Genomic DNA, 18,261 nt, shown 5'->3' on the forward strand with positions numbered 1-18,261 from the left:
TGATTAAACGGCTGTAGATAGCCTTTCTATAAGTTGATTGGAAACATCACTTACGCGATTATTTACCCAAATTTGTTTACTGCTATTGAGGAATTCTTCAAGCCCGCCGCTTTCATACTCCCAAATGCCCGCAGGAACCTGAAGATTTTTGATTCCTCTTGGCTGCCAATTCATAGATACGCATAGAACCGGAAGCTGGTGTGCCTGCATTGCAGCAACGGTGCCGCTCTTCTCGACCAATGCCATTGGAGTGGTGGTAATACCAAGTGAAGCTTTAGACAAGACCTTTGATATTTCATCAAATGGTTGTTCGCCCAACACATGTGCTGTCATTCCTTTCGTTTCCCAAGCCTTAGCCCAAACTTCCTGTTCTTCTCCGCACCGCCCCACAATAGTCAAGGTTATATTTAGATCGTGTTTCTTACTGTACACTAAAGCTTCAGACGCCAGCTGGTGTGCAGGTGCTCCAGGATGTATGCTTCCAAAGATTACCCATGATAATTCTCGCTGCGCCTCTTCTCTGGCTCTTATCAAATTTTTAGCTGAAGGAACATTTGAGAATAAGGGTAAGTGGCTCGCCTGATATCCCAGTTTCTGAAGCTGGGCCTGGTACAATTGAGTTTGTGTTTGAATAACAATAGGCTGAAGGCTGGATAGCAACGATTTAATGATCTGCTTTTGCACCATTCCCCAAATAGCCATTTGCTTTGACGACTCCATATTCATACCAACCCAGAGCTCATGGAACATGAGGTGCCACCTTCGACCCTTTCCTATTTTATTAAGGAGCGAACTAAGTTTGATAGGAAGTCCTTTGGGGTGAAAGGAGAAAATAACAAATTGAAGACTTAACCATTCTGGGTCGAAAACATCGATCCACACCTTTGCTTCCTTAAACCTTTTTGGAGCAGCCCATGATGATGGGATCCTTACCACCTGCAATTCAAAGCCTTCAGAAAACTGAGCCCCAACAAACTCCTCTTCAATGAACTTGTCATTTAAAGATATGACTGAAGCTTTATGGCCTTGCCGTAATAGTTCTACGGCAAGTCTTCGAACATAATCTCCAACACCATCTCTGCCTGGTTCAAGGGAGCCACAAAGAAAAACAATATTCATAGGTAGATGATCTGTTTTTTGTTTCTATTATTTTTTGTTACCCCACTTCTGCAACTGAGCTTACAGATTTAATCTGCACCTGCTCGCTTGACTGGTTCAAGTCGGGAGTTTTTTTTTCAACTTTTGAAGGTTGTATGGCAGTTTTCATCACTCTCCTTCCCCCTTTTAAAAATGCGAGGATTGAACATGGAATTAGCCTGTTTAAAACGTTATAATTCTTAATGAGGTTCCATTCAGGATTTAATGATCTTACTTCACGGATATAAGTGAAAATATCTGAAATGCTCTTTTCATTCCTATTTTCCTTTAAGGTGATTCTCCTGGTAGCATCTAAAAGCGTATAAATACGTATTAAATTCCTGTCGAAACCTGTCTCCTTCATATATTTTAAGACACCATTAGAGGATCTCAACAAACGCTCCTCCTTTTTTAGCAAAATTTCTTTACTAGCTAATCTTCCCGAGTAATTACTGGTATGCACTCTCCAGACAGATTGAGGTTTTTCAGTGAAATAACTTTTACCAAATGGCAGCAACACGAGTATGAGAAATTCGTCGATAAACATATCAACCTCATCCGGTATTGGAATTTTTTTAAGGACGGAAGCTCTCGCTGCATAAGTAGAGCCGCCTCCCCACAAAATGAAGTTATTGTAGAAATGATACAATAGCCAAAACCCGTTAATTGGTTTGCCAAGAAGGTCTGCTTCTATAGGTTCGTTGAAAGAGGTTTGCAATGTTTGATTAAAAACCTCAGCAGCAGAACCTACGTGTACAATAGACTCATCTAATTCAAAGGCATTAACGTAATTGGAAATCTTGCCAGGTAAAAAATAATCATCCGCATCAAGGTTAAAAATATACTTTCCTGTACTTTTTTCTATTGCAACACGAGTTGCACTTGCTTTCCCTTTGTTGTCCTGGTAATAATAGTTGATTAAACCAGCATCAATATAAGGCTTTAGTATCTCTGCGGTATTATCAGTAGAACCGTCATCTACAACGATAATTTCCACTGAGCCCTGATCATAATCCTGTTTTAATACGCTATGTATAGCTGTTTCTATATAATGAGCATAATTGTACGTGGGAACAATTACAGATACGTTAATCATATATCTAATTTAATTGTTAATTGATTAGCTTCTAGTTTTTCACCTCTTCCACAAAAGCCTCTTCCTGAGATAATATTGATAAGTCTTTCAGTATCTGCCTGAACTTTGTATAAACCTGTCCCCACGACAACTCATCTTTATAAAACTTATGACTGCTATAGCATAGCTGCTGGTACGAAAGTGTTCCTGGTAAATTTTCAGTTATAAAGTTAAATGCCTCCTCTGTGAACTTCCCTTTAGATGTAAAACCATTTAAAGCTGTAACTACCGATGGTATTCCGCCGATATTGGTACTTATTACCGGGAGGCCAAAAGAGTTAGCCTCGCTGAAAGCTACCGGCGTACAATCGGCTTTTGTTGGTAGTAAAAGGTAGGAACATTCCTTGAGAAGATCTATTAACCTTTTTTCGCCTCCAGATTCGTTTTTATTAATAAATCCAAAGGAGATTATATTTTTGTTATGCCTGAATCGTTCAGGCACTTCATCGCCCACTAAGTACAGTAAAGTCCTTTTACCTGCCTTATTTAACTTCTCAACGAGTTCCACCGCATCATCCCCTCCTTTTCTTTCCCAATTAAGTGCAAGAAACAATAGTTTTATTACCTCTCCTGTCCTTGCTTCAACTGATTCCTTCACCTCAGCATCAGATCCGCCTCTCGATAAATTTGAAGCGAAATAGATCTTGTTTAATTTCCTGGGATCCGTATTATAATCTTTTATCGCTGAGTTGATCGCCCAGTCTGATGTAAAAACAATGGCATCACTTAAAGCAAAGGCTGTTTTTTGCACTTCATTTCCGTGCCGCAGACTGTAGCTAGAGACGTTTGTGACATAAGGATAAAAGTTTACAAGGTTTTTGAATGTGGCATCGTTCCAGTAAATCACCTTATTATCTCGCTTCTTTAATAGGGGTACAAGAAAGAACTCGAAAGTAATAATAAGATCATAATGCTCATTAAGCAGCTCCTTATTATCCTCGCTGTTTTTTGCGATAATACTTTTATCTGTCCAGCTTAAATATTTTTTACCTAGTAACCTGTTAAAATAAAATCCTCTCAGGTAGCTAAGCTTATCCCTTTTATAGGGTAAAGTGATATACCTAACCGAATCCTTACCGAAAGTATCTTCGAGCATCAAAGACAAATGATAGGGAATCCCTGCCCATACCTTAATGTCCTTCGAATCATAGGTGTTAATTACAGCAATTTTCATAATGAAAACAATTAAGGTTTTTTATTAAAGCAGACCATATAGCGGTTAGTTATGAGTTAAATATCAACGACGACTGTAAAACCGGCCGATCAATGCTGCTACGTTAACGCTTAATCTCTTACGGCGAACCATTGAAGCATTATAATAATTAAGTGGACTCTCGACATTGAACCAGAACGCTCTGTCTGTTAACGAAGGTGGAACACCTTTTAAAGCAGACAAAATAAACTTCTTCTTCCAGGGCTTTGGCGATCCTACTGCATGCGACATGGTCCAGCCTCCGGGTGTAAAATCCATTGCCTCCGGCCCCATTTCACTTATAGGCGAGCTGCAGGCCATTGCCGCAATATTTAAAGCATCCTGATCAAACACATAAAAAACGAATGACCGAGGCAGCGAGTGATCCCATTGGTCAGGAGTTACGTTGTAGTGCTTAATAGCCGTATCCATAATCTCCAACCAGAGTTTCAAAAATTCTATATGTTTACGTGCAACACCACAAAAACCTGCATTTATGTAAGAATGCGTGCGCCTAATACTCTTTCTGCCGCATTTTTCAAGAACCTTCTCCCATTCCAATCTAAGAGGATGAGTTGGGGGCATGTCATTGCTGGTTATCTCATGTACCAATGCAACTCCGTTATCCATCCATGTCTCGTAAAAACTCCATGGGCATTTGTTCACAATGTCAGGATCAAAGTAAGCCATGGCTTCTATATTCTCCGGAAGTATCTCCCATAAACGCAACATGAAGTTGGGTTTGAAATTTGAGAGATGGTATTCTGTATGGATAGGCAGAAAATGGATCGAAAGATCGGAGGATATGGTGAGACTGACAGCTCCATCCCAGCCAATTGCCGTGTTTCTTTCAGCCTTTTTTGTCCAGTCCGGTAACTCGCCCCGGTAGCCTGCGTAAATATCTCCTCGATAACCCTGGTTATAAAGGGAGTTTGTCAAGGCTACCACTCCTTCGTGGTAATGATTCTCAAATAAAGTGCAAACAGTAGATCTCATAGGATTCTTTAGATGGATATGCAGATTTTACCTGCTGTAGAACCGGGCAATAAATCTTGATACTTTAAAAGCTATTTTTCTGTTCCATACAAGACTATTAGGCTGCGACATTATCGGTTCATTTGCAAAATTCCAATAATCGGCGTAAACCTTATTCATCCTGCTTCCCTGAATGATCTGCTTGATCGGCTTCCAGTTCCAGGGTTTGGGCTGTCCGAGGGCATGAGACATTAACGATGCTCCGGGTTTAAATGCCATACCTTCCTGCCCTACAAAACTAATGTCGCCATCCCAGGCTTCTACAGCTGCATTTAAAGCGTCCTGGTCTGTCTTGGGGAAGGGTGAGAATTCATGACGAAGACTTTCATGAAGCTTCTCTCCTGATAATGCAGAACGATTAAGTCCGCCAATCAGGGTGGCCATTTTCTCCTGCATGATCTTCCAAATGATTAGAAAATCTTTATTCCTTTTGTGGAGTCCCACAAAACCACCATTTGCATACATTGCATCTTTAAACGTCAGGGTTATATTTCTTTCCCCATAAAATTTACGCCATGCTTGCCTGCGGGGATGATTTTTCGGCATTGGCGAATTCACATCTTCACACAGAGCTACCCCTCCTTCAACCCACGTCTCGTATAAGCTCCATTTTTTAGTAATAACTATATCAGGATCGAAGTAATAGATCTTATTTGCATTGAAAGCCGGGCCATCAAGCAATTGCAGCATAAAATCTGGCTTGTAATTCGTTAAATGATAATCGGTACTTAAGGGAAGAAAATAGATCCGAAGACCTTCGCCTACATCTATGGAACTACTATTTTCCCAGTTCCATACAGCATTCTTTTTAACATCTTTAGCCCAGGGTGGCAAATCGCCTCTGTAACCTGCATAGATGCTTCCCCGATAGCCGTTGTTGTACAAGGAATTTGCCAACGCTGCTAAACCATAGTGGTAGTTTTTTTCGAAAAGAGTACAAATTACTGAATTCATAGGTATGTTTATTTCAGGTACGGTCACGTATAAATCTTGCGGGTGTTCCGGCCCATATCTGATATTCGGGTATTGATTTGTTTACTACTGAACCTGCGCCAATCACGCTGCCTTTTCCGATACTTACACCTTTTAAAATCACACAACCAGCACCAATCCATACATCATCTCCTATTGCTATGTCGCCTGTTAATACGGGCTGACTTGTCATTGTGTGATCTCTTAAAGTTCCATGACCAGCATCAACGAGTATCGTATAACTGGCAATCATACAATCGTTTCCAATGGTGATTTTACTACTGCAGTTAAACTCACATCTTCTGCCGATAAATGCTCTGTCTCCAATTTGAATAGATGGCCCTGGTTCAAAAGGCTTGGCTACTCCAAATAGCACTTCGTCTTGTATGTGGCAATCCTTTCCTATCGCAACTTGCTTTGGCCACTCACATAATATTTTACCAAGTGTACCGCCTTCGGCTATCTGCAAGCCTAAGGCTTTATAATAATTGCGCCGCCATTGAAGTGCTACTCTATTTAATTTAGCTCTGACTAATGCAATTTGAGGATGCTTCATGTACCATTTTTTATTTACTTGAGTTAACACTCAACTGGCTCTTACCGTAATTCAATCCTTTACTGCTTCGTCACTTTTCATAACTATAACTTTGTAAATGAAAAAGCCAAAAAGCATTACAAAACCTGTCAGGGTTACGATGATTGAGTAGATAAGAACATTTTTTGTATTGGATAAATCCATGAGTGCTAGCAAAAGCACCTGCACACCGATATTGCCCATGATGTGCAGGGCCGGAGGTAAAACCCATCCCCTTGCGTTAGTAAGGGTATAGCTTAATCCTCCCATCATTGCTATGCACGAAGAAACTGTCATTAAGATAACTTCAAGATTCAAACCCTGATAGTTGTGCCCCAGAATCAGTAAGACTTCACCGGGAAACATATATACTGCCCCCACAATGAATATGCTTATTCCTGTTAGCACAGCCTGAATTTGCATAAACTTGGATAGCAAACTCTTCTTATCATTTCCTAATCTTGCAAAACGAGGGATGATCAATGCAGAAAACAAAGTACTGATAACATTTAAAACAACTGTTAACCTGCTTAATGCGCCAACTTCAGCAACTGCTTTTGTCGATCCAAAGAAGGATACCAGCCAGATCGTAATCTGCCCTGATACACAGAAATAGATCGCTCCAGGCAATATTCGCCTCACCATAAGAAGAAGCTCTTCGCTTACTCGCTTACTTTTTTGTTGTGTTAGGTCGGCGTAATCAGCAGCGATTTCTTTCAGTTTTATATTACCTATTATTCTGGGAATGCCATTACCAATGATTGCAATGGCAGTTAACGGGAACACAAATAAGGAAAGAGTGATCAGCACCAGGCGCATAATACTTACCATAACCTGATTTTTTTGTAATCGCCCTATATCCTGATGAAGCTTGGAAGGAACTTCCAAAAGACTGTCTGATAATGCGGCAAAAAAAGCCGGGATTAGGGAGAGTACTATCATGATTGAACTTAACCAACTGGCATCGTGCTCTCTTAGTAAATAAAACAGGACGGGTGTCACGACGATCAGACTCATCAGTGCAAATTTCTTACGAAGCTGCAAGCCGGTGACTATTACTTCTCCAAGTTTGTCAGATTCCTTCCAAACTTTACCACCCTGAGCCATCACTCCTGCAGAAATACCCCCGTCGGCAAGAACAGTAAGCGTACCCAGCATGGTATTGGCTAAAGTATAAAGTGCGTATTCCTGAGTTGGTAACAGGCGGATAATAAGAATGCCACTAATTAACCCAATTGCCTGAATCAGTATTTGAGCTGATCCCGCGATTGTAATTAATCGCCCCCATTCAAATACCTTTGAATATCCTGGCCTGGTAATAATATTATTTAAAGCTGCTCTCATCAAATTTCCCTGTTCTACCTAGCAATACTGGAATACTGTATCGTTTCCCGGCTCCTTATAAATATTTCCAAGAACCTCTACGTAGTCTTTGCTAACCTCCGCAACAAGAGCACAACCAATAGAGGGAAGCTCCACTTTCACGGTTCTCTTATTCACATTGATGATATGGCCTTCCATGTTCATGAAAGATCCGGCAGTGATTCTGACAACAGCATTATTTCTGATTGCTGTTCTTTCCAGTTGAACATTGGTAGCTTCTTTCAGAAAATCCTTAATAGTAATGATTTCGCTATCGTGTATTACAGCTGGTTTACCCAACCAATAAACAAAATTGACTAGTCCGGGAACCTGCCTGATAGCCGAATGCTGTTTCAGATTCATCTTAACGAAAACATAAGAAGTGAAAAGAGGCTCTTCTACAACTTTACGTCTATCGCTCCACTGCTTTACTACTCTATTTAGGGGGCAGTAATTTTCAATGCCAATAGCAGAAAGGCTGTCAGCTACTTTTTTTTCGAATCTCGGCTTTGTATAAACGGCGTACCAGTTTGTTTTCATAGCGTTTTTGTTAAGGAAACCTCAGGGCTTCGCCCGGTCAGTCACATTTTGTTTTTTGACTAACTGGGCATCTATCTCTGAAAAGGTAATGTTTGTCGCTTTATCCGTTAATAAAGCCTTGTCAACTGCACGGTGTCTTATCAGCCTAAGCAGAATAAGCATATTTTGAGGGTCACTTCCAGGGCAAAGAATTCCCTGCAGCCGTAATTTTACAGCTGTTTATTGTAACAGAATGTCAATTTTGACTTAAGCTCTGCTAGAAACGCTGGAGAAAATTGTATGCCATTTTATTGAAGGCGAATGATTTCGATTTGCTTTCCACGTAGTAATTCGTATCGTAGTTATATCCGTATCCATACCTAGCGCGCTGAATAGCATTGAACACAATATTTACGTTTGGCAAACGATCTGTGCTTACCAGCTCACGGATAAAGCTTAACTCATCTTTACTTGTAACGCCTTGTCTTATAACATAAAGAGTAATGTCGCTTAAACGTGCCAGGATTAAGGCATCTGTAACTAAATGTAAAGGAGGGCTATCGATAATAACGTCATCATAATTCTTGCGCAACAGCTCGAATAATTGAGTTAACTTATTACTTTCCAGTAATTCAGAAGGATTTGGCAACATTGTACCACATCCAATTACATCAAGGTGTGTATAAGATGTTTTTTGAACAATTTCTGATTCTGACGCCCGGCCACTGATCCAATCGGTGATGCCTGGGCGCTCTACCGGTAAATCAAATAAATGCAACACCTTTGGCTTTCTCAGATCCAACTCAAGAATTACCGTTTTCCGACCAGCCAAAGCAAGTGAAGCTCCCATGTTTGAACTTATAAAGCTCTTTCCTTCGTTCCCTACGCTTGATGTAACCAATGTTACCCTGCCTGTCTTTAACTGATGCAGATAATATAAGTTACTGCGTAAATATTTAAATTGCTCAGCGAGTGCTGTCCGTAGATTAGCCGTTACAACAAGAGGATTGTTGGATCTTTCATAAACTGTTTCTGCAATTACTGGTAGTTCAAGCTCTTCCTCAATCTCAGCTTTACTAATCACCTTATCATTCAGGGTGTTTCGTCCAAATATGATCCCAGCCGGAATAACTAGCCCTAGTAGAAAGCAAATTGCATAGACCTGAGCAGTAGCAGGACTTTTTGCACCAGTTGGTCTTGCCATATTAATTACCCGGGCATCTACTAAAGTTGATGCGTAGCTTAGCGAGATTTGCTCTCTTTTCTTAAGCAGGTATACGTAAAGATCTTCCTTGATGCTTTGCATCCGCTTCATGTCTACCAATTCTCTTTCCTGAGAAGGAATATTTTTGATAGAAGTCTCAAATTTTGAGTTGTAAGCTACCAGGTTTTCCCTTGTGCTTACCAAGGATTGGCGAATATTTGAAATGCTATTCTTTATAGATCTCTTGGTGGTGGCAATCTGACTTTTAATAGGATCAAAGATCGGGCTGTTCTCTGGAGTAGAAGCTGTTAGCCTATCCCTTTCAAGCTCCAATTCTGATAATTTCCCAATCAGGTTATTTAAAATAGGATCTGTTAATCCAACTGTAGCAGCGTTAGTAATGCTTTCATTTGCATTCATCGAGCTTTCTACTTTTTTTATGATATCTAACTGTACATCTATTTCATTTAGTTTAGCATCGCTGTTTTGCACTCCTGCTAAATAAGCCTGAGATTCTGAAGTGATGTCTGTCAAACCCTGACTGCTACGAAAACCTACAACCTTATTTTGAGCCTGATTTAATTCTTTGCTTAATGACTCTAAACGCTGATCTATGAAATTAAGAGTACCGCGGGTCAATTGGTCCTTATCGGAAATCGAAGCCTCATTGTAATATCTCATAACGCCATTCAAAATATCCTCTCCTCTCTGAGGCACCGTTTCATTAATGGTTAAATTAACAAATGGCGTAGATTTATTTTGAAGGGATGTTTTTATCATGGATTGGTACCGGGAAGCAGCTACGTCAGGATGAACAATAGACATCGTAATAGTTGAACCCTGATAAGAATCAAAATTTTCAGCAGGTACAAGTTTCCATTTTCCAAAGGAGCTTGTCAAAACAGTATTGAAGGGTAGTTCAGTTACGCTCCCATCCTCCCTTTTAATGGTAAAGCTTTTATTATTACTTAGGTGGATATTTAAAGCTTGTGCAGAAAATCCTTCTTTTGGCGCAATCATCACAAGCTTAACGGGCGAAGATTTATACAGTTCTCTGCCGGAAAAAGCTGTTTTTTGCTCATATGAGACATTCAACTGCAGTTCTTCAACAACTTTGCTAACAATGTCTAAAGACTTGATAAACTCCATCTCATTGTCTACAACTTTAGAACCCTGCGCAACATTAATCTCCTGCAATACATATTTATCGTCAGCAGACTGGTTCTCATCTTTAATTAAGATAGTGGATTTAACTTCGTACAAAGGCTTTGTTGTACGGAGATAATAGTAGGCAATACCTAGTGTAACACAAAGGCCTAATAAAAACAGGGGCCAGTGATAAACATACTTTAGGAAGCTTTCCTTAAAAGAGAGCGTAGATCTCTTATACTCAAAGGGAAGTTCTGAGGAAATCGTTGATTGATTTTTCATAGGGGTAAGATTTTAAAGGTAGATAAGTACAGGAACCTTATTCTGTAAGCAACAGAAAGTTTTATATTATCTCGTTAGTAGTAAACCTAAGCTCACAAATATTGCAGCAACTGATATTACTAATGATGTGACCTTTGGCGCCTTTTCATAAGCAGCATAAGCAGCCTTTCCAGGTTTCACATAAATAACATCGTTCTTTTGCAAATAAAAGTCGGGGGAATTAAAAACTTTTTTAGAGGTCAAATCAATTTTACTAAACGTTTTCTCCCCATTCTTCTCACGGATCAACAGAACGTTATCCCTTTCAGCTGTAAGTCTCAAATCACCAGCTAAACCAAGAGCTTCAAGAATAGAAACGCGTTCTGAAGGTATTGAGTAAACACCAGGTTTCTCTACATCTCCAAGTACCGAAATCTTGAAATCGGCTAGACGAACGTTAACCAACGGTTCTTTAACAACTTTTGAAAAGCTTTTTTCTAATACATTCTCAGCTTCATTTGTTGTCATACCTTCAACTTTAACCAATCCGATGAGCGGAACTTTTACCTGACCTGAATGATCAACAATAAAACGGCTTTCGGCACCCTTTTCTGCCGATAATGAATGAGTATTTAGAGCTTCCTGATTGGCAGCTGTTACTTTAATTTCGAGAATATCATTTTTATTGATAACAGGCTGAACATAAGCAGCTCCCGATATAGTTTTTTCTTCTGTGTTTAAGTCTTGGAAATATGGAACTTTCTTATAAGAACTGCAGGAATACAAGCTTCCCAAAATTACTACCCATATAAGGTGTGATAGTTTTTCATTCATAGATGTACGATTGTGGTAGAAATGCGTATTAATTATTCCAATATTAGCAACAAAAGTTCACATTTTATACTCATTTATCAAAAATTAAAACTTTTACGATTTTTTTAAAAAAAGCAAAACAAATTACGATAAACTCAATCTCTAATCCTCCATCAGCATATTTTTTAAGATAACTTCAAAAAAATACGTAACAATACTTAGTTACGTATTTCCCCCAAGTGAAAAAACTTGCATTAATTTTCATTAAAATCGTAAAGATTCTTCGCGTTTACTGTAAAAACTGTAAACCAAAGCAAAAAAAACGGCTTTATTACCTTAATACTTAAGTACTTTAAACTGCTCTTTAATATATTTTCCGTTAATGTTAATAAAGTAAAAACCTGGTGTTAATAAAACTGCATTATTAAAACTGTAGGAGTAGCTTTTATTATCGATATCCAGCTCTCTATTTTCCAGCACCTGGCCAAGTACATTTATCAGTTTTAGTCTAACTTTCTCCCCCAGATGATTTGAAAATTGAACACTTAAATTACTGGCAAAAGGATTTGGATAAGCTACCACCCTTCTTTCTTCTGTGTCTCTTGTTCGACTATCCTGCGTCTCCGCTTCGGGAAAACCCAGGACCACCATTGAAGAAGAATTTTCATCTACATTCACCACGTTAATGGTCAATAATTGCTCGTCATAAAACACCCCGTCAGAAACTCTTATTTTAACAACATAACTATTGTTCCCATCAAGATCTTTTGGCATTTCGTAATCCGGAGAAGATTTGAACGCAAGATTGCCGGTTTGGGGATCAATGAAAAACCAGTTCTTATCTTCCCCTCCACTAATAGAATAAGTAAGGTAGGCTAAACTGCTGGCTGTAACTTTAGTCACCTGAAGCGTATTTTCAGCTACACTTAAAGTAGCGGCAACCGCATTCTGACTTGAAGTGATCACAGGCGCAGAAGCGTTATCGTTTAGAGACTCAACACTATATTTAAAACCCTCCAGCGAAATATTCCTATCGTAATTATTCCCATTGACAGCCGAAGTCCAAAAATAAAGCTGCATTGCTTTTGGAGCTCTCCAATTGCTTAAAGGATCAAAAACCGTAGTGGTAACCGGTGCATATGTACCGTATTTAACTACAATACCAGAGGCAGAGGCACTAAGTTCTAATGGTTGAAAGGTACTGAGGACGGGTTTGATTAAATTTTGGGCGGCTTGGGCAATAACTTTGTCATTAGCATATATATATATCTGGTTTGTGGATCCATAAATTATTTTAGTATAAAATCTAACAATAACCTTTCCTGAATTATCAAGTACATCAAGGTAACTACCACCCCCCGTTTGGTTCTCGTAATTACCATCGTAATTTACATTTCCCGTAATTTTCCAGCCAGTTATAGTACAAGGCACTGTGCCAAGATTTCTTGTTAAAGTATAGGATCCTGCAGTCTGACGAAAGCGTGTCGCCACATCAGGCGACTTCTGACTTAAACTGGACCGTACATTTGTTTTGACACTCCACCATTGAGCGTATGACAAAGTGTAGTCTTCATTTGCCAGGTTCCTCGTCCAACCATACATTCCATTTGGAAGTACTGAATTAACAGGCACCTTCTCCATCAAATCAATTCCCGAGGTATTATCTGTAGGATCGGCTGGAAATAAAGCAGAAGGAGGCACCACACCCTTTAATTGCCGGGCACTTGACCAAAGAAGAGATACAGAGGCGTTACCTGTTTTCTCGAAATACTCCAGGCGTATGGAATACATTTTTCCTGCAGTCATGGAAATGCTTGCGCTGTTTTCAGTCGCAATATTAGAGGCTGTCCACTTATCGATCAATAGCTTACCATCAACCCATAGTCTCACTCCTTCATCGGCTTTGGTATAGAAGGTATAGTTTTCAGTATATAAAGGTGAGATGTAACCAGTCCAGCTAACAGAAAAATTATCCGTATTCTTGATATTCGTATTGGCAGGCTTACCACTAGACCAATCAAAGTTAACCAAACTATCTACCCTTACGCTTCTCTGGTTCACATTATCTAAATCAACGTCATCATAATATTGCCCTAATAGCCCCCGCCCACCTGCATTCAATTCAACCGGTATTACACTTTCAGCAATACTATTAAGTCCATTAATTTTCCAGCGATGCACCCCGCTATGAAAGCTCTCGTCATTATGGTATAAATAATAGGCAGTGCCAACTTTAACGATAGCAGGAGAAAAGCAGTTTCCTGCCATTCCAGCTGGCGCCTCTTCGTCTTTAACATCTACACCCACTGTTCCGAACTGACCTACGAACAATCCATTATCGTAAATATGATTCCATTTATTAGTCTGATTATTTTTCCAAAACTCTCCATTATAACCCCAGAAAATATTGCGCTCAAGGGCCATAGCGATACTACCCGCGTACTGAACCCCATTACCTATATCATAGCGCCCGTCCTTAGGAAACTCACCTGTATAATTTTTATGTGTACTGATCGCGGTTTTCCACTTCCAGCGGTTCTCTCCCAGGGCAACTCCTCCCAAGTGGTAAAAATCAGTACCGTCTGTAGAAGGGAGCGAACCATTAAATGAAATCATAATATTGGAAGAAGTAATTTCACCTGATTGCCTTCTTGCACCGGAAGGAATAGGATCCATGGCAGTGGATGCAACCGACCCAAAGGTTTTTTCCGCCTCATATATGGGATTATTAGATGCATCAAAACCTAAAAAAGCTTTTTTCGACCATACTGCATTTCCGCCAGAATAAGCCTGTTTATATAATGATCCATCTTTAGCAAGGCTCCAGGTTAAGTCGGGTGTCTCCACTCCTGTAATTCGGATGGTACCACCATTCATCAATTCTATTATCGAAAACTTGGTAGAAGCATTTCGTTGCATGGCGTAAGTTCTGCCATTACTCAGAGTAACCACACCCTTCAAACGCAAATACTGATTGTTTAAGCTGACCGGTACCGTATAGCCCCAATTTTTTACCAGCTTCCATGAATCATTATCGGCAGCCAAATTTTTAGTATAATCTACTGCAAATTCCAGATAGTTAGCAAATACACGATTAGGATTATTTGAATCCACTCCCATAACATACGTACGGGGCAGATACATGACTCTTTTAACGAAAGTACGTGCCGGAGAATATTGTTGCATCCTGCAGTTACCACTATCTCCTATCCAGAAGGAACCGTCACTCTGAAATGTAATAAAGCTGAATACCCTTTTATCTACATCTTCAAAATAAAACTTATTATCATTCACTGTAGCATCAGTGGCGTAACCGCCCGCCTGCCCTAGTGTCCAGGAAATAGCACCGGTAGCATTATTGAAGGCTTTCACTTGCTGTGAACTACCACCATCACAAATTGCAACGGTTAAATTATCAGGGGACACGGCTAAAGCAAGAGGACTAACAAGTCCTGTTAAACTAAGCAAGGGAGCTGACAAAGTACCATTTGTACCAACTGTAAATTTCTGAACGGAGGAAGTTCCGGATATAACCCATAAGTTGTCATTCCCATCTACTGCCAGGCCCTGAGGAGCGCTAAAAGAGCTGATTCGCTGCACAACTGCTCCTGTAGTTTTATTTACTACATCCAGCCTGTTTTGCTCTTTATGCGACACAAATAGAAAAGCGCCTCTCTGCTGTACCGCAAGACCACTTATAGTACCGGTAAGATTATTGGCAGTGTCTATAGCTGAAGTGTAAGTGATGCCATTAACTGTTTTTATGGAAACTCCAGATGTAAAATTTACTTGCTTATCGTCAGATTGCTGAGTAGCAAAAACAAACCATTTCTTATTATCGAACGGATCTAGACCAGCCCAATATACGTTCACATCGTCAGCAGCAACAAATAAGGAAGCTTGCGAGGTTGTATGAGTTGCCGGTAGTATGAAGCTTTTTGTTTGGGGATTTGCAACAGGTAATTTGAATTGAGCAGTATTTCCCTCGTTATAACCTGCTGCGCAATAGATAAAGTTATTTTTAATCACCGCTCCTCTCAATGATTCGTAGGAATGGACTACACTAGTTCCCGAAAATTGACTAGATGTATTACCAATAACACCCTCCCATGTATAAGTGACGTTATTAGAAAGTACCTTAATTTGATATTTGCCTGCAGTTACAAGCCGGCCTTCATCATCTAATCCATCCCATTTTTCTGAGAAAGTCCCCTGACCATACTTAATGCCGCTCCATAAAGTTCGGACCAGAACATTATCTGTAGAATAAACGCCGGCGCTTGTAGTACCTGCAGTACTAAGTTTGAAAGAAAATGGAACAACAATGCTCTTCGTTTGAGACGCGCATAACAGTGGCAGCAGCAATAAAAACGCTGCAATTATTTTTTTCATGAACTCATCATACTCTGCTTTTAAGAAATGGATCAGCAGAGCCCCTTTTATGGCGATGTCTACGGTTGTCTGTCACAAACGTTACATTTCCTTCCCAAAATTCCTCACTATTATGGAGAAATTTTCACAAAAGCAATAAAAGGGAAAAGAGAGATCTTCTAAATATCTTTACCGGCAATACGCTTTCTATGCTCGGTACCCCATTCACATAAGGCATCTATCACATCGTCCAGACTCTTTCCATATTCTGTCATTGAATATTCAACCGTTACAGGAAAAGTATCATAGACTGTGCGTTTTACCAATTGGTTCTCTTCAAGATCACGTAGCTCCTTTGAAAGCATCCTGTCGGTAATATTAGGAATTTCATTGGCAATCTGCCTAAACCTCTTGTTACCAAAGGACAAGGAGATGATAATAGGAAGTTTCCATTTTCCACTTAGGATATCAAGTGCATCCCTGACTGGAACAATCATTTTCAAACACTTACTGTGAACTTTAGGCTCCTCTTTTTCAACAAGTTCCATAGACGCTATATTTATGTATAGTGCTATACTAAAGTATAGTACTTACTATTATATAGCAAATATATGTAAGTTTGCAGATCAAACAAGCAGACAGGCAAAACATTAATTAAAATGAAAAAGCTAACATTATTTTCAGCAGCAGGTATAGGACTTGCCTTATTGTCATTCAGATTCGCAGATGCCACCTGGAACCTGGACAAATCGCACGCAAAACTCGGTTTCAGTGTTTCTCACATGATGGTATCTGACGTAGAAGGATCTTTCAAGAAATTTGATGCAACTGTAAAATCGACAAAAGACGATTTTTCTGATGCTTCAGTGGAACTTTCAGCAGAAACCAATTCAGTTGATACAGATAACGATCAGCGTGACGCCCACGTTAAGAATGCTGATTTTCTTGACACAGAAAAATTCCCCACCTTATCATTCAAAAGCACCTCTGTAAAAAAAGTTGCGGATAAAAAATACAAAGTAAAAGGTAATCTAACTCTGCATGGAGTAACTAAACCAGTTGAACTTAATGCAACGGCAAACATCGGAGTTAACCCAATGAACAAAAAAACTATATCTGGATGGAAAGTGTCAGGTGTGATCAAACGTTCTGACTTTGGCATTGGCGCTAAGGTTCCTTCTGCAGTTGTTGGAGATGACGTAACCTTAAATGCTAACGCAGAATTTGTAAAAAATTAAGCGATCATAATTCAGGTCAGACAATAAGGGCTGTCTATCACATAATTGATAGGCAGCCCTTATTGTTTAGCCTCAATATGATATGAAATTATAATGTATCTACGCCTTTTTACAAGTTAAATATCCACTCATACTCCATACTATCTTCGGCCCACCTCCTTCACCTCCTGTCATTAATTTTAAAATAATCATTTTTCAGGCTGTACTTTGGTAATAAATGCAGAACTTTAACGAACATTTATGAAGTACTACACCTCCTATCCATAAATAGGAGTGAATATCAAATATTAGAAATGAAAAACGGTTTATTCTTTAGCCTTGATTTTTAGGCATATAGAAAAAATGAACATTTACCAGAGGAGAAATAATGGTAAAAGTTGTAAACAGATACAAACAATTTTGTTTTTTTAGGGGTAACTATTGATTAGTTATGAGAGGTTAAAAGCCTGAAAAAAGCTTTATACCTATTAAAATAGATTATGCTAAATCTCTATCGTCAAATAATAAGTAACACTCTCAATAATACAATTTTTGAAGAATTGCCCGAAGAATGGATAGAGAGGCTATCACCAGGCATACGAAACGAGTTGATCAGCGGATTTTATAATGCCGGTATTCTGACCATAAACATGTCAGACTTTAATCGGGAAGACTTTTACGATAGAGAAGCCAAACAGAACTTCGAACATTACTGTGAAAACCTCTATTTATATCTGGCTCCTATTATTCAGCGATGCCTAAGAAGAATGTTTCTTGGCTTCAATGATAATCTTACTGAGTACAAAGTTGTACTTTTTATGGAAGGCCGCGAAGAGGACCATATGGAGGCTGTAAAGTATTCTATAGAAGTGTTCTAAAAAGTGTCCCTTTTTCGCTCTTTTTTCTTATTTAAAATACATTAGATGTACTTAAAAGCGGAAAAATTCAAAAAATCACCATGAGAACATAGCTAATCATGCTCTGGCATCCTAATTGTAGATATATTCACAACTCATATAGACTCATTTACACTTTAAACACTCATCAAAAAGCCCTGATCCCCAATCAAGGCTTTTTGTATTTTTGCAAAAACCGTACTTTTGCCGAAAGTAGCTGCTCCTCTAAACCACTCAATCGTATCCTTAAAACGGCTTGACTTAATAATTCTCATTTTACTCGCTTTTATCGCCTTATCTTATATTCCTTCCACCCACATTAACTCTTGATTAATACCTGATTATTTCAAAACCCCATTTAAATCCGATTCAAATCCGATTCAAGTCCGATTCAACTCCGTAGCTTTAAAGATTTTGAAACGCA

At 39.2% G+C, this 18,261-nt stretch carries 15 protein-coding genes; 2 read left to right on the plus strand and 13 right to left on the minus strand.

Features of this window, described 5'->3' with window-relative positions; all coding sequences use genetic code 11:
* Window positions 1-3: 3 nt before the first annotated feature.
* The 12 genes from J4N24_RS12470 to J4N24_RS12525 all read right to left on the minus strand — a co-directional run bounded on the left by J4N24_RS12470 (window position 4) and on the right by J4N24_RS12525 (window position 16,272).
* Entirely contained in the window at window positions 4-1,119 is a 1,116-nt protein-coding gene (locus J4N24_RS12470) for a glycosyltransferase family protein (RefSeq protein WP_207534022.1), read from the minus strand.
* A 37-nt stretch (window positions 1,120-1,156) separates the two neighbouring features.
* Window positions 1,157-2,233, minus strand: a complete 1,077-nt coding sequence (locus J4N24_RS12475) for a glycosyltransferase family 2 protein (RefSeq protein WP_207534023.1) — start codon at window positions 2,231-2,233, stop codon at window positions 1,157-1,159.
* A gap of 31 nt (window positions 2,234-2,264) precedes the next feature.
* Window positions 2,265-3,446 carry a glycosyltransferase family 4 protein gene (locus tag J4N24_RS12480; protein ID WP_207534024.1) on the minus strand — a complete coding sequence of 394 codons (1,182 nt, stop codon included), beginning with the start codon at window positions 3,444-3,446 and terminating at the stop codon, window positions 2,265-2,267.
* A gap of 63 nt (window positions 3,447-3,509) precedes the next feature.
* Complete coding sequence (locus J4N24_RS12485) at window positions 3,510-4,460, minus strand: hypothetical protein (RefSeq protein WP_207534025.1); 951 nt, start codon at window positions 4,458-4,460, stop codon at window positions 3,510-3,512.
* Window positions 4,461-4,487: 27 nt separating this feature from the next.
* Window positions 4,488-5,453 carry a hypothetical protein gene (locus tag J4N24_RS12490; RefSeq protein WP_207534026.1) on the minus strand — a complete coding sequence of 322 codons (966 nt, stop codon included), beginning with the start codon at window positions 5,451-5,453 and terminating at the stop codon, window positions 4,488-4,490.
* 13 nt (window positions 5,454-5,466) lie between these two features.
* Window positions 5,467-6,027, minus strand: a complete 561-nt coding sequence (locus J4N24_RS12495; protein ID WP_207534027.1) for an acyltransferase — start codon at window positions 6,025-6,027, stop codon at window positions 5,467-5,469.
* 51 nt (window positions 6,028-6,078) lie between these two features.
* Complete coding sequence (locus J4N24_RS12500) at window positions 6,079-7,389, minus strand: MATE family efflux transporter (protein ID WP_207534028.1); 1,311 nt, start codon at window positions 7,387-7,389, stop codon at window positions 6,079-6,081.
* Window positions 7,390-7,407: 18 nt separating this feature from the next.
* On the minus strand, window positions 7,408-7,947 hold the full coding sequence (gene nusG / locus J4N24_RS12505) for a transcription termination/antitermination protein NusG (protein WP_207534029.1): 540 nt from the start codon (window positions 7,945-7,947) through the stop codon (window positions 7,408-7,410).
* Window positions 7,948-8,203: 256 nt separating this feature from the next.
* Complete coding sequence (locus J4N24_RS12510; RefSeq protein ID WP_207534030.1) at window positions 8,204-10,561, minus strand: GumC family protein; 2,358 nt, start codon at window positions 10,559-10,561, stop codon at window positions 8,204-8,206.
* Window positions 10,562-10,627: 66 nt separating this feature from the next.
* Window positions 10,628-11,374 (minus strand): polysaccharide biosynthesis/export family protein, encoded by a 747-nt coding sequence (locus tag J4N24_RS12515; protein ID WP_207534031.1) that lies wholly within the window; start codon window positions 11,372-11,374, stop codon window positions 10,628-10,630.
* A 315-nt stretch (window positions 11,375-11,689) separates the two neighbouring features.
* Window positions 11,690-15,745: a PA14 domain-containing protein gene (locus J4N24_RS12520; protein ID WP_207534032.1), complete on the minus strand. Its 4,056-nt coding sequence runs from the start codon at window positions 15,743-15,745 to the stop codon at window positions 11,690-11,692.
* Window positions 15,746-15,903: 158 nt separating this feature from the next.
* Entirely contained in the window at window positions 15,904-16,272 is a 369-nt protein-coding gene (locus J4N24_RS12525; RefSeq protein WP_207534033.1) for a winged helix-turn-helix transcriptional regulator, read from the minus strand.
* A 111-nt stretch (window positions 16,273-16,383) separates the two neighbouring features.
* On the opposite strand from J4N24_RS12525, the gene J4N24_RS12530 reads away from it, so the two are divergent.
* Together J4N24_RS12530 and J4N24_RS12535 are read left to right on the plus strand one after the other, a co-directional pair.
* Window positions 16,384-16,962, plus strand: a complete 579-nt coding sequence (locus J4N24_RS12530) for a YceI family protein (RefSeq protein WP_207534034.1) — start codon at window positions 16,384-16,386, stop codon at window positions 16,960-16,962.
* A gap of 479 nt (window positions 16,963-17,441) precedes the next feature.
* Window positions 17,442-17,819, plus strand: a complete 378-nt coding sequence (locus J4N24_RS12535) for a hypothetical protein (protein WP_207534035.1) — start codon at window positions 17,442-17,444, stop codon at window positions 17,817-17,819.
* Window positions 17,820-17,974: 155 nt separating this feature from the next.
* Here the strand turns inward: J4N24_RS12535 and J4N24_RS12540 are convergent, their stop codons facing one another.
* Window positions 17,975-18,112 (minus strand): hypothetical protein, encoded by a 138-nt coding sequence (locus tag J4N24_RS12540; RefSeq protein WP_207534036.1) that lies wholly within the window; start codon window positions 18,110-18,112, stop codon window positions 17,975-17,977.
* Window positions 18,113-18,261 lie beyond the last annotated feature (149 nt).

It is taken from the genome of Desertivirga arenae, assembly GCF_017355785.1.
In the GTDB taxonomy this organism is placed as follows: domain Bacteria; phylum Bacteroidota; class Bacteroidia; order Sphingobacteriales; family Sphingobacteriaceae; genus Desertivirga; species Desertivirga arenae.